Origin of the sequence: Gleimia hominis (assembly GCF_002871945.2) — a bacterium.
GTDB classification, from domain to species: Bacteria; Actinomycetota; Actinomycetes; order Actinomycetales; family Actinomycetaceae; genus Gleimia; species Gleimia hominis_A.
Map to the genome: position 1 here is coordinate 1,967,243 of NZ_CP126963.1, position 13,406 is coordinate 1,980,648.

11 protein-coding genes and 1 CRISPR repeat array are annotated in these 13,406 nt (G+C 55.8%); of the genes, 2 read left to right on the plus strand and 9 right to left on the minus strand.

Annotation, left to right across the window (positions count from 1 at the left end; all coding sequences use genetic code 11):
- The first annotated feature begins 3 nt into the window (after positions 1 to 3).
- Positions 4 to 846, plus strand: coding sequence for a ModD protein (locus CJ187_RS08660; protein ID WP_102216447.1), 843 nt, complete (start codon positions 4 to 6; stop codon positions 844 to 846).
- Between the two features lie 170 nt (positions 847 to 1,016).
- On the opposite strand, the gene CJ187_RS08665 is transcribed toward CJ187_RS08660, so the two are convergent.
- Both CJ187_RS08665 and CJ187_RS08670 read right to left on the minus strand, forming a co-directional pair.
- Complete coding sequence (locus CJ187_RS08665) at positions 1,017 to 1,433, minus strand: YbjN domain-containing protein (RefSeq protein WP_102216446.1); 417 nt, start codon at positions 1,431 to 1,433, stop codon at positions 1,017 to 1,019.
- A gap of 2 nt (positions 1,434 to 1,435) precedes the next feature.
- The gene (locus CJ187_RS08670) at positions 1,436 to 1,861 is read right to left on the minus strand and encodes a YbjN domain-containing protein (RefSeq protein WP_102216445.1); all 426 of its coding nucleotides are present in this window, start codon (positions 1,859 to 1,861) and stop codon (positions 1,436 to 1,438) included.
- Positions 1,862 to 2,148: 287 nt separating this feature from the next.
- On the opposite strand from CJ187_RS08670, the gene CJ187_RS08675 reads away from it, so the two are divergent.
- The gene (locus CJ187_RS08675; protein ID WP_102216444.1) at positions 2,149 to 4,512 is read left to right on the plus strand and encodes a glycogen/starch/alpha-glucan phosphorylase; all 2,364 of its coding nucleotides are present in this window, start codon (positions 2,149 to 2,151) and stop codon (positions 4,510 to 4,512) included.
- A 520-nt stretch (positions 4,513 to 5,032) separates the two neighbouring features.
- A CRISPR array of direct repeats spans positions 5,033 to 6,772; the repeat unit is 28 nt; unit sequence GGCTCATCCCCACATGCGTGGGGAGCAC.
- Between the two features lie 122 nt (positions 6,773 to 6,894).
- Here CJ187_RS08675 and cas2e read toward each other — a convergent pair.
- The 7 genes from cas2e to casA all read right to left on the minus strand — a co-directional run bounded on the left by cas2e (position 6,895) and on the right by casA (position 13,401).
- Complete coding sequence (gene cas2e, locus CJ187_RS08680) at positions 6,895 to 7,272, minus strand: type I-E CRISPR-associated endoribonuclease Cas2e (RefSeq protein WP_233187335.1); 378 nt, start codon at positions 7,270 to 7,272, stop codon at positions 6,895 to 6,897.
- Positions 7,273 to 7,293: 21 nt separating this feature from the next.
- Positions 7,294 to 8,271 (minus strand): type I-E CRISPR-associated endonuclease Cas1e, encoded by a 978-nt coding sequence (gene cas1e / locus CJ187_RS08685; RefSeq protein WP_102216442.1) that lies wholly within the window; start codon positions 8,269 to 8,271, stop codon positions 7,294 to 7,296.
- Positions 8,272 to 8,392: 121 nt separating this feature from the next.
- Complete coding sequence (gene cas6e / locus CJ187_RS08690; protein ID WP_199171066.1) at positions 8,393 to 9,217, minus strand: type I-E CRISPR-associated protein Cas6/Cse3/CasE; 825 nt, start codon at positions 9,215 to 9,217, stop codon at positions 8,393 to 8,395.
- The gene (gene cas5e / locus CJ187_RS08695) at positions 9,214 to 9,945 is read right to left on the minus strand and encodes a type I-E CRISPR-associated protein Cas5/CasD (RefSeq protein WP_102216441.1); all 732 of its coding nucleotides are present in this window, start codon (positions 9,943 to 9,945) and stop codon (positions 9,214 to 9,216) included. Before cas5e ends, cas6e begins: the two co-directional genes overlap by 4 nt.
- Positions 9,946 to 9,950: 5 nt before the next feature.
- Complete coding sequence (gene cas7e, locus CJ187_RS08700) at positions 9,951 to 11,075, minus strand: type I-E CRISPR-associated protein Cas7/Cse4/CasC (protein WP_102216440.1); 1,125 nt, start codon at positions 11,073 to 11,075, stop codon at positions 9,951 to 9,953.
- Positions 11,072 to 11,737, minus strand: coding sequence for a type I-E CRISPR-associated protein Cse2/CasB (gene casB / locus CJ187_RS08705; protein WP_102216439.1), 666 nt, complete (start codon positions 11,735 to 11,737; stop codon positions 11,072 to 11,074). The genes cas7e and casB overlap by 4 nt, the downstream gene beginning before the upstream one ends.
- Complete coding sequence (gene casA / locus CJ187_RS08710; protein WP_102216438.1) at positions 11,734 to 13,401, minus strand: type I-E CRISPR-associated protein Cse1/CasA; 1,668 nt, start codon at positions 13,399 to 13,401, stop codon at positions 11,734 to 11,736. The genes casB and casA overlap by 4 nt, the downstream gene beginning before the upstream one ends.
- Between the last annotated feature and the right edge of the window lie 5 nt (positions 13,402 to 13,406).

Sequence of the window (13,406 nt, forward strand, 5' to 3'; positions counted from 1 at the left end):
TAAATGATGTACTTCACCACTGCTGAAATTGAACATTTTCTACTGGAAGACATGCCATTCCAAGACCTCACCACAGACGCATTACAGCTAACTGGCACCTGTACCGCCGAGTATTATACGCGCGAAAACGCAGTGGTAAGCGGTCTTACGGAAGTGGGTCGGCTTGCAGATCTTTTGGGAATTGAGGTTTCTTCCCAGTTCAGATGCGGGTCTGAGGTGTCGGCCGGGGAAACCCTGTGCACCGTGCGCGGGCCTGCGGAAGCAGTTTTTGCCCTGTGGAAAGTTGGGCAGAACATTCTGGATACGTGCAGTGGGATAGCTACCCGCGCGCACGAGATGCGCACGGCACTGCGAGTAGCGGGACTGCCGATTCCCCTGTTGGTGACCCGCAAAGTGACGCCCGGTGCGAAAAAACTGCTGGTCAAAGCCGCTTTAGACGGGGGTGCTATTGCCCACCGCCTGGGCGTTTCTGAAACCATCTTGGTGTTCGACCAGCACATTCAGATGGCCGGCGGGCTGGATGCGTTCTTAACCAAACTTCCGCAGATTAAGCGCGCGAACATTGAGAAGAGAATTATCGTCGAAACCTCCGACCCGCAGGTAGCTACCCGTCTTTTGGCCACGGGTGCAGATGGGATTCAGTTCGACAAGGTTCCCGCCCACCAGTTGGGACACATAGTTAGGGATATTCATGAGGCCTTTCCAAACTCCGTGCTTCTAGCCGCCGGTGGAGTGAATCCCTCAAACTGTGTTGAATACGGGCAAACTGGTGTCAACGGTTTAGTAACCACATCGATCTACCACGCCCCACCCCTAGATATAGGAGTGCGCATAAACCGAAGCTAAAGAGGGTACGAAGCCCGCGGACAGCAGTGCGAGAAACCGACAGTTAGTAGTTCCATGTGTAGTCCACGGCTTACAGTGCGCAAAACTAGCCGTTAGTGGTTCAGAGTGTGTAGTCCGCAGTTTGTGGGGTGCTTAGGTGCAAGTTAGCCGGCTTGCTTTGCACGGCGTTATTAAGCTTGCACGTGAGCGCGGAATTCTGAACACGCGTGCACGCAGGCACCCACCACAGTTAGCAACCAACTGTCGAGTTGCGCATCCGTTGCCCCCTCATGAATCGGCACTCCGGCGGACGCAACCAACGCGACGTTACCAGCGTGCTCATTCACTTTTGCGTAAGCATTGCCGTATAAACACGTGGTGTTCCACTGATTCGCCCACGCCGCCACCGCATCAAACTGGTCTAAAGGCACCGCAGTGTTGGGGTCGAACGTCACGCACGTGAGCACGTCGGGTTGAAACGGCACCGTCACAAACGCGTCCTCAAACCCCGCGATGAGCGTGTCTTCCCCCTCAGCAACATCAAACTCCCACTTCAAACGCTGCGCCGCTGTCTTAACGCGGTCGAACGTAACCGTTAGATCAGACATGGTTAATCCTTTTTCCACGTAATTAAGTGTGGGAAACGCGCGGCCGCTTCGTCGCACAGTTGCGAACTGGTCACCAGCATGGCCTGCAACGACGCCTTCAACTGACTGTCAGTAAGGCCCGTGGCAATAGGGAGGGACTGGATTACGATCATGGATTTTTCTTTGTCCTCGGTGGCAACTACCCGGCCGGTTGCGAACATTTCGTTCAAACTGTTCACAAACGGAAGGAGCTTGTCCACATCTGCGCGTTCGCGGAACAGGCCGCGCCAAACCGTGGACACGATCACCGAATGCTCTTCCACACTCACACTAATTAGCGCGTCTACGTACTGGGCGACTAGTGAACCATCTTCCGCGGCAATGGGATCAACGTTCAGTTCTTTCAAGACCTTGTTAACCCGAGGTTTCGTAACCTCTTTAACCGACATCGTGCCCCTCCCATTAAAACTGGTGTCGAAATAAGGGTACCAAGTTGGGCCCGTGTTTCTCGTCCCGCTGCGAGTGGTTCGTGCGCGCACCCAAGTTTGGCCAAACGCGAAGAAGACCAGTTTGGCTGCGGCGGCAAGATGCTGGTGAGGGCGATAGGGTTTGTTGTGGGAGCGGCCGTTATTTGTCGCTATCCGCGTAAGATTCGGACAAGCGTGTTTTAGTCGATAGAATTCCGGTGGTTCTCGCGTTACGACGCGTCTACTGCAACATATTGGAAGGACATGTAATGTCTGTTGATTTCAAGCGGTCCTCACGCTCACAGGTGCGGGCCATATCAGGACGACCAGCATCAGCCTCAACCACGATGGAGCTTTGGCAAGGTCTATCTGCCGCAGTTGTCGACAAGATTGCGGATAACTGGCACGAAACCACACAGAAGTACCGCAAAGGCCGGCGTCAACACTACTTCTCCGCGGAGTTCCTCATGGGGCGCGCACTTTTGAACAACCTGTTGAACTTGGGGTTGTACGACGAGGCGCAGGAAGCGGCGCAAGCGTACGGAGTGGACCTGTCGGACATTTTGGAGCAAGAACCCGACGCCGCGCTGGGCAATGGTGGCTTGGGGCGTTTAGCAGCGTGCTTCTTGGACTCGTGTGCAACGCAGAACCTGCCGGTGGTGGGTTATGGGATTTTGTACCGCTACGGCTTGTTTAAGCAGGTGTTCGACCGCGGTTACCAGACGGAGCATCCGGACCCGTGGATGGAAGAGGGGTACCCGTTTGTGCTGCGCCACGAGGAAGCACAGCGGGTAGTGCACTATCACGACCTGACAGTGCGGGCGATCCCGTATGACATGCCGATCACGGGGTATGGTACGGACAATGTGGGGACGTTGAGGTTGTGGCGCGCGGAACCAATGGAGGAGTTCGACTACGACGCGTTCAACTCGCAGCGGTTCACCGACGCGATTGTGGAGCGGGAACGCACGTCAGACATTTCCCGCGTCTTGTACCCCAACGACACGACGTATGAGGGGAAAGTGCTGCGCGTGCGGCAACAGTACTTCTTTGTTTCCGCGTCGTTGCAGCAGATTGTGGATAACCACAAGGCGGTACATGGGGACTTCCACAATTTCGCTGAGTACAATTGTGTGCAGCTGAATGACACCCACCCGGTGTTAGCGATCCCAGAGTTGATGCGGTTACTTATGGATGAGCAGGGTCTGGGTTGGGACGAGGCGTGGGACATTGTTTCGCACACGTTCGCGTATACGAACCACACGGTTTTGGCGGAGGCGTTGGAACAGTGGGAGATCTCGATTTTCGACCGGTTGTTCCCACGGATCATGGAGATTGTGTATGAGATTGACCGCCGGTTCCGCGCTGATTTAGCGGCCCGTGGTTTTGACCAGGGGAAGATCGATTACATGGCGCCGGTTAGTAACGGGCACGTGCACATGGCGTGGATTGCGTGCTACGCGTCGTATTCAATTAATGGTGTTGCGGCGATTCACACGGAGATTTTAAAGCGGGACACGCTGCATGATTGGCATGATATTTGGCCGGAGCGGTTCAACAATAAGACGAATGGGGTTACGCCTAGGCGGTGGTTGAACCAGTGTAACCCCCGTTTGGCAAAGCTTCTCACGGAAGTGGTGGGGTCGGACGAATGGGTGCGTAACCTGGATGTGCTGGCACAGCACGAGGGGGCGGCGGATGACGAACTGTTGGCCCGCCTCAACGATATTAAACATGCGAATAAGGTGGATTTCGCGAATTGGATTGAGAAACGCCAGGGGGTGAAGATTGATCCGGACGCGATTTTTGACGTGCAGATTAAGCGGCTGCATGAGTATAAGCGGCAGCTGCTGAACATTATGTACGTGCTGGACTTGTATTTCCGCATTAAGGAGAACCCGAGTTTGGATGTGCCACCGCGCGTGTTCATTTTTGGGGCGAAGGCAGCGCCTGGGTATGTGCGTGCGAAGGCGATTATTAAGTTGATTAACGAGGTAGGCCGCCTGATTGACAACGACCCGGAAGTGTCGAAGTTGATTAAGGTCGTGTTCATTGAGAACTATAATGTGTCGCCTGCGGAGAAGATTATTCCGGCAACGGATGTGCATGAGCAGATTTCGACTGCGGGTAAGGAAGCGTCGGGCACGTCGAATATGAAGTTCATGATGAATGGTGCGTTGTGTTTGGGCACTATGGATGGTGCGAATGTTGAAATTCATGAGGCTGTGGGTGACGACAATGCGTACATTTTTGGTGCTCGGGAAGAGGAACTGCCGGAGCTGCGCAAGACGTATGATCCACGGCATGAGTATGAGACGGTGCCGGGCTTGAAGCGCGTGTTGGATGCGTTTATTGACGGTACGTTGAGCGATGATAACTCGGGTATGTTCCACGATTTGCGGGTGTCGTTGCTGAATTCGAATGGGTACGAACCTGCGGACGTGTACTACTTGCTGGGTGACTTCGCGGACTACCGACAGACGCGGGACAGGCAGGCGCGGGACTATGCGGATCGTAAGCGTTGGGCGCAGATGTGCTGGGTGAATATTGTGCGTTCGGGCCGGTTCTCTTCTGACCGTACTATCCGGGATTACGCGGAAGGACCGTGGGCTTTGGAGCCGCAAGCGATCTGATATTAGGGTGCTGCGAAAAACGCTGTGAGTATTTCCCAGGTAATTCCTAGGTAGACCCAACTTCTTTAACAGGAACCCGTTTTAGACTAAAAGCAACTTCACGGAGACAGGGGAACTCGCGAGAGTTTCCTACAGGATTTACTGGAAGTGTTAGTGTTCAGTCCTGTTGTTTCCGGAAGGGGGTTTTCTGACTTGGGTTGTTAAGTCTGGGAAAACTCGCACTGTGTTGATGGGATACAGTTAGGGGCCGCTTCGAGCGGCCTCTAACTGTATGTACACGCACTGTGTTTGGTGTGATGCGGCGTGTCCGTGTGGGATGAAGTGGCTGTTATTTAGATCCGAGGCGGGCGACGCAGCATATTTACATACCACAAAATTTTTAGTTACCGGCTTTACCGAACCCCACGTGCGTGTGATTAGGTAAAGCCGGCGGTCTAGCAATAGTGCAAACCCGACTGTCGCCATATCGGTAGCACTTAAGCATTTAATATAGCACAATCAGGACGCGTGATACAAAAGGGGCTCATCCCCACGTGCGTGGGGAGCACTTCAAACACGCGTTTTGTGCCCGCTTGTAGTCGGGCTCATCCCCACATGCGTGGGGAGCACAATACATAGATGGTCGAGACCTAGCGAACAGCCGGCTCATCCCCGCATGCGCGGGGAGCACCTAGGCTGCTACCGGCGATTGGGCCCCAACCCAGGCTCATCCCCACATGCGTGGGGAGCACGACCCGCGTGCACGTGCCCGTCGTATGGCCTCAGGCTCATCCCCACATGCGTGGGGAGCACTTATAGCCTCCCTCACGCGTGTAGGCAGGCTGGGGCTCATCCCCACATGCGTGGGGAGCACAGCAGTTGCCCGTTGACTATCCGAGGAGGCCCCGGCTCATCCCCACATGCGTGGGGAGCACGCCTATGAGTGGGACGGCAGGCCGAAACCACACGGCTCATCCCCACATGCGTGGGGAGCACCCCGCAAGCTCACGCGCCTCCAAAACCACGTTCGGCTCATCCCCACATGCGTGGGGAGCACATACCGGCCCGTCGGACTCGTAACCCCGGACGGGGCTCATCCCCACATGCGTGGGGAGCACCCTATGTGCATTGTCCCAGCTCACAAGGGGGCAGGCTCATCCCCACATGCGTGGGGAGCACCTTACCGTTAGGCTTCACCAAACCCGGATTCTCGGCTCATCCCCACATGCGTGGGGAGCACACTATCCCGCCTGGAGGAGGAAACCCCGCAGCAGGCTCATCCCCACATGCGTGGGGAGCACGCTACAACACGATTGGTGGTGCTGTGATGCGTGGGCTCATCCCCACATGCGTGGGGAGCACCCGCTAGACACTCCAACCGCTCGGATGCCCCCAGGCTCATCCCCACATGCGTGGGGAGCACAGTGCGGCCCACCACTGTCGGTCGGCCTGGTACGGCTCATCCCCACATGCGTGGGGAGCACGTGGTGAGCTCGCTAACATTAACTTGCTCCGTGGGCTCATTCCCACATGCGTGGGGAGCACTATCGGTCGATGCCTTGGACGATGTTGGTGAGGGGCTCATCCCCACATGCGTGGGGAGCACATGTTTGTTTTCACTGTTTCAGTCATTATCTTCGGATCATCCATCCCCACATGCGTGGGGAGCACAACCCATCCTACGGCTAGTGAAACCCGCTTATAGGCTCATCCCCACATGCGTGGGGAGCACCCGCTAGGTGTAGTGGGTCGGGTAGCATACGGGGGCTCATCCCCACATGCGTGGGGAGCACGGGAGCTTGGCGTCGAGGTGTTGGAGGCTGAGCGGCTCATCCCCACATGCGTGGGGAGCACGGGAGCTTGGCGTCGAGGTGTTGGAGGCTGAGCGGCTCATCCCCACATGCGTGGGGAGCACTTCGCCGCTTCCTCTAGTAGTGCGCGCAAACCCGGCTCATCCCCACATGCGTGGGGAGCACAGTGTCTTTAGATGACGTGATTGTACCGATTGGGGCTCATCCCCACATGCGTGGGGAGCACTGCCTCCTTTGGCTTGGTTTTCCCTGAGGTGAGGGCTCATCCCCACATGCGTGGGGAGCACGGTTAGGGACGCGCGGTCGGTGAATGCGACGCCGGCTCATCCCCACATGCGTGGGGAGCACTTGCCCCCTTACCACTACATGTAGTGGGTGTTGGGCTCATCCCCACATGCGTGGGGAGCACCCTCCAGCCCAACCGCATACTCGGCCTGTGAGGGGCTCATCCCCACATGCGTGGGGAGCACACTTGCTGATCTGCAGAAATATCCGGTGACCTAGTGGTTTTTAGTTACTTCTGCGAGATAGACAAGATAAGAATCAATCATTGGAGCCTCTCAGCCTTATAGTCAAACAGTAGCAGTTGATACTAGTTCTTTTCCACAGTCGTGTACGCATCACGCCACTTCCCTTGACGTGCCCTGGCCATGCGGCTTGCAATACTCCAACCTGTTTTCCGACCTGCCTGCACCTTCCTCTTAAAAGGCCGCTTAATCAACGTAAGACCATCAAAATCCACTGGTTGCCATTCCTGATTATGCACCCGAGCTTTCAGCCGCTGCTCACCAGGCGCCGAATACGTCATCACCACCCTCCCTTCATTACAAAGCTCACACACCCGATCCCACAAAAGCTCCCGAATCCGCGCAGACACCTGCCCCACATACACACCCGGGCTCACCTCTATCAACCACTTCGTCAAATCACCCCGCAGACCCTGCGGACAAGCAGTCAACACCAACGTCATCACAACTACACACCCGCACTCTCACCACTGGCCCCCCCCAAGCGCACCAGGCTCTACCGAACCTCGCCGACGCTTCTCGTCCGCATAGTTCTTTCCCGCCTCAACAGGTCCACCCGCCTGCCCAGACCACAAAACCAAACCACTCGCACTCAAATCAGGATCCTCCCCAGGTACAAGCAACTCCTTAATGTCAGCACTGATACGCTCAAGCAACCGGTGCTCAACAATCGCGTCACGCATCCGCCGACGCACCTCCCCCGTAACATCAGCAACCCCCTCAGACACAACCTCAAACGCAATCGGAATCGAAGTCTGCGCCTTATACAAATCCGCAACATCAAAAAGGAAAGCCCGATCAGTACCCGCATGCACAAACCCCAACGCGGGCGAACAACCCAACGCCGCAACCACAGCATGCACCACACCATACAAACACGCATTAGCAGCAGAAAGAGCCTGATTCACCGGATCCCCATAAGAAAAATCCTGCGAATCATAATCCCGCCTACTCCAAGAAACCCCAGTACGTTCCGAAACATCAGCGTAAACCCGTCGCATACGCGCACCCTCACGCCCACGCAACTGCTGCATCGTCAGCGTCGAAACATCCTCATTAGGAAACCGCCACTCATACATTCGCCGCGCAACCTTCACACGCTCCCGCGGTGTCGTACTCAACCGAGCCTGCACATCCAACAAACACGAACTCGCAGCTAAAGACCGACCCCCAGCGTAAAACCGCACCCCCTTCTCACCAACCCACACCACGGACACACCCGAATCCCCAAGCAACGCCATCGCCGCATAAGTCACCCGCGTCCCCGGACCCAACATCAAACACGCCACCATCGCCACCGGAATATGAACCGTCCCCTCCGCATCAGTAGCGGTAATCGCATTATCATCCCGATTAACCGTGCAACGCTCTAAATACACAAAAGACCAGCGGTCACTAACTTGACCAACCTCCTGACGCCGCGGAGGCGCCACTCCAAACATGCCCCGTCACCCCTCAAACAAACAAGAACCTAAAACAAGTGAAAACCCTAAAACCGTTCGCGTGCGCTTGGTGCCCGGACAACACCAACGAAGACCGGGCACCAAAACCTGCGCGCCAAAACTACGGAACTGGCTTCATCGTCATCAAACCACAGCCATAGCCCTTCGCCCTCCCAATCCCATTCAACAAGGCCGAACGCAACAAATCCGCATCAGTAACCTCCAGGACACCGTCAAACTGAGCCTTCCGGATAGAAAGCCGCTTAAAACGGCTCTTTCCGCTACTGTGTCGATCAGACTGCGGATTCTCAGCAGAAAGAGGCTTCGATTTGCGGTGGAACCTAGTGTCATCACACCGCGTGACCGTTACTAGCGGTGCTGGTAGCTCATCCGCGTCTCCTACGGTGAGACCATCCCCTAAGGCCGGGTCATCCCCTAAGGCCGGGTCATCCCCTAGGGCGTGAACCGGGAGAGTCGAATCAAACTCGCTGCGTTGCAGGCACCGGAACCCGTTCTTCTGTGCCCTGTCAACCAGCCACTTAATCTGGCCATTAACAGTCAGTGGGCGCACGGGCCCAGTTTTCCTCTCCCCATGGTTAGCAGGCTCGCGCTTAACCGGGTTAGCAGTAAGGCGGAACGCGTAACGCTCACCTTCAGTGATGCGGTCAAGGAACCGCTCGTAGTCCGCGCTTTTCCACTCCTGACCAGCCCATCCGGCCTGCTCCACAATATGCGTAAAATCCGGATCGATTGGGCTAACCACATATAACTTGTACGCCGGCCCATCATGATCCAAACGCCACAGCACGCGTGATGGCGCCGCTTCTAAAGCGCTCGGTGGGAAACTCGACATCACAGCCGCATGCATAGCCTGCGGGTTCGCAATCAGTTTCGCACCCCCACGCCTACGCGCGTTAATCTCAATCAGCGAAAACGTGCTCGTCACTGCGAATCCACCGCCTCAAAATAACCCCCATCGAAACGCAAACCAGCTTCAGGCTGGGTAGAAGCCACGGGCACGTGAACCGGTTCGCATTCCACCACTTCCCGCCACGCGTAGCGGCGTTCTTCCTGCGAGAAACTAACTGGCACGTCGCGGATCGCGTCCCCCCTCTCACCTTCGTGCGCGTCGCGGAAAATGGGAAGGGTGATCGCGCTCTTGCATAAATGCTGCGCATCGTTCTTCATCCGCCGCTGATACCACTGCGCCGCCTGCCACTGTAGAGAACGCAGCGACTCCTCAAGCGAAGAATCATGGACCCCCAACAAAATATCCGTACTCGCCGGGCAAGAACGCCGCCCTAAAAACAGGGGGAACACCGGGCGTTTCAAAGCCTCTGCAATCTGTGCAAGCGTGTCCCGAGGGCCTTCCAACCCAGCTACAAAACACGCGTCCTGCAGATAGTAACGGGTGATGATGCTGGTGTTTTTCTCACCGGCCCGCTGCGCCGTTTGGAAATCACGCAAGATAGTGCCCGGCTGGTCCACCCGCACACCGAACATCAGCGCACTCAAATCCGACATGTCCGCGGTGCGTTCACGTCCCAACGCAGCCGCACACAAACCAACCACCCCCGATTTTGTGGGCACATTATCCGTGTGGCGGACCATGTAGCGGCTAGCACTTCCCCAAGACTGCAGCGGACCTCGTAGTTTTAACAACAAGGTGCTCATACGGCTCACGCCTCACTCGAACCAAGATCCAAAGACGTAAGCGCCTCCCGCAACTGGCCCAACACTTCTGAACGCGACCCAACCTCACCCAGCGGCTCCAAAATCTCCGCCAGATCCGGCAGAGCAATCACCCAGCTCTTAACCGGTTTCGTATCGTATGTTGCTTCGATCGCTTGTGCTTCTTTCACCAGCCTCGTGGCCGCCTCAGTGCGAATCCCTTTACCAGTTTCCTCAATCGCCTCCTCGAACGCGTTCACGTACGAAATGGGGCGGTCCTCACGGATCGCAACCAGCACCGCGTCCGGCAACGTCCGGTTCGCAAACGTGTTCTGCTTACCCGTGGGCATAGAGCGAATAAAAGCCTCAATAAAAGCGGCAATCGCCGCACCGGTAACTTCCTTATCGTCCGTAAGGTTAGCGGCCAACTGATCTGCGTTAACTGTCGCGTACCGGTACAGGGTAGAAGACATCATCGGGAGGGTACCAATCATCCCAGCTCCCGTTTCTTCTTCCTGCACAGTGATGTCATCGACCGCGGTAAAGTAATCGAACTCCTGCTCCGCCGGGGCAACCCCCAACGCGTGCGCCACCTGCGAACTCGCATCGACATTAAAATCGGGTGCGTCCGCCACCATGCGGCCAAACAGGGCGATGTCGATCGACTGGTTGGTGTCGAATAGTTCAGACACTACTTTTTTCTTCGGTTTCTCTTCCGGATTCGCCACAATCCAGTCTGCGATCTGCTCTATTTGGCGCGAAGACAAGAATACGAGGTACTCGCTTTCTTCAATCGCATTGCCAGCGCGATCAACAGTTTTAGTTTTCATCCCAGCAGCCGTGAACACTTTCTTCACGGCTTCCAGGGCGTCGTCAATAGACCATTCGTCACCGCTTTTATCAACCACTTTCTTTGCGATTATTTGGGGAAGCCGCCGCGACCGCGTCCCAATCTTGATCGCATCAAAGTTCTCGTTGAAGTCCTTGCGAATAGCCCTCTTCCACGCTTGGGAAGAAACCCGGTGGCGGGTGGTGCCACCGAACATTGCGGTTTTCGGCGCGCCTGTGTCGTCCCGGTTAATGTTCGAAGGTGGAACCGTCTGCAGTGCGTGTACATCAACGTAGGTGGTCATTTTGTCTCCTCAGGATTTGTTGTTTCTTTACTATCTTTTCCGTATTTGCTAACTGAATATCCGAATGAAAAATCGCGTCCCCACCGCAACAACACGCCTTTACGATGCTGTGCGGACTCCAAAGCTCTAAGGTCGCTTGCCAGAGCACCGTAGTTGAACGGGATTTCTTCCGCTCGCAATAAGCTGATTAGGTTTCGAATGTAGTAGTCGCGTGCTTTGCGAGTTTTAGCTGTTAGTAGGGAATCGAACCTGCCTTTGGTGGACACGCTGTCGCGTCTGTGCGCCAGTACCCCCGCTGCCTGCGCAAACGTTTGGTTCCGTGTGTGCATGTTTTTTTCCCGCCCCTGCTGGTGCAGTGCGTAGAACACGAGTGCGGTGTAAATCGCGTTCTCTGACTGTGAGGGCCGCTCGCGTTTACCTAAATACTTCGGTTCTATTTCGGGAACCACCAGTTCCATCACTTGCATCCACGCAACCAGATCGTCTTCCGGATCTTTCCCAGCCCCGCGGCGCAGGGTCGCTAACGCGGCTTTGCTCGCTGATTCTGCGCGCGTGTCACTTGCTGAAATGCCGGCGTAGAGCCGCTCCACCGCACTCACAACGGTTGCGTACAGCCCTTTGTCTGCGCGCGGATTCTGTTGGGTTTCGTCCACGTCCATCATTTCCTCCTTCCACTAGGGTGGTTGATCTTGTTAAGTGTCATATTTCTTTCCTTTACGTTGAGGACCTTGCTGAGCCGGTACTCTAACCAGCTGTATGCAAGGGAAGAGGAGTAGAGCACTCCGTCGTCTTGCTCGCCTTTTGGTTTCATAACGCCGATTGCTGCTTGAGGGCCGGCGGCGTATGCCATGTCTTGGGCAAAGAGGCAGAACTGCTGGTATAGGCTCTGTGCCCACTGGCCCCAAGCCTGGTCAATGTTGGTGGTGTTGCTGATGCTGCCAAGCCAGTTCTTAAAATCAGGCTCCGCATCGTAGAGCACTCTCTCGGTGAGCGAGGGGTCAAACTGGTAATCGTCACCTAACGCTTGTTTTAGCCGCCCACCGAACTGACCGACTGCTATAGCTGCATCTTGCGCCGCCTGCGCGGCTTCCAGCAGGTGGAAGATGATGTCGGCATTGTTGGACATGAGTAGCTGCAGTTTCATCTCCAGCTCCGCGTGGATGGTGTTTTCTATAACTGCAGATTGGGTGCCGTAAACCACGCCAACCAGTTCCACCCCAATGTTTTGTTCCAGGTGCTCGCCTCTTTCTTGAATCGAGCGTAACCAGTTTATTGTTTGCGGAATCTGGTTTGCTTGTTCTGGCTTTGGCTGCTTATTACTGAACACGAGCAGCGGGTCTAAACTGCGCCACACGGTTCGTTCTTCCGCATGCGTGCGCGGGTAATACACGTCGTTGTTTTTCTTCGACTTGTTTTTTGACCACCGGTAAGCCGTCATGGGGTCGTTGAATTCGTTCGCGGTTTCGACGCGGTCTCCGTTTGTAACCAGCACGCGCACAACCTCATTATTTTCAACTACTAGACGGACGCGCCGCACTTGCCACGTGAGGATGTCCACCGGCCCCAGTGGTCTTTGCACGTCTCGGGGTGCGGATGTGTCTGGCGTGCGTTCCCACGGGGGCAGGTCTAGTTCGCGTTTGTCATCTGCCATGAGGTTTACCGGGAGGTTCAAGATGAAGGTTTGCGCGAGGCATCGCCCGTGCAATACCACTCCACCGGTGGTTCCGGTCCACCCTGTGCCGATGGGGTACCCCTTGCCACCTTTAACCCGCGGGTCTCCGACGGCACCGGGTTTAATCCCAGAGTAGTCGTAGGCTTGTAACGCGATGAGCCACCTGGCTGCCTCAGGTAAAGAAAGCGCTTCACGTTTTTGCCCGTCCCGCATGGTGAACTGGTCTTTTTCCGCTTTAGGGATGATGCGGGCAATACCGAGGGTTTTACCACTGGTGGTTTGCAGATCGTTCACCTGCATGAACGGTTTGGGGGAGTGGATGAGCTCGAACCGCTCGTGCCATCTGTCTAGGTAATCGTTGATTGGACTGCTGTTGAGCCACTGGGGGTCTTCGAGGTTGTCGAACCACCATCCGGTGTATTCGTCGCGGTCGGAAAGCACTTGCGTAAAATCTGGGTCGGTTAGGTGCGCGCGCCAGATTATTGCGAGTAGGACGCGTAGTACCGCGTAATTCTGGGTGGGGCTGTCACCTTGAATCCGTGTGATCTGTCCACTGTTCGCGAATGTGTCGCGTAGTGACAGTATTTTGTTTGTGCCGTCGCGCATTCGAACCGGTATCCATGGTTCGTCTACGAGGTTAAATGAGTTTTCCATTTAAC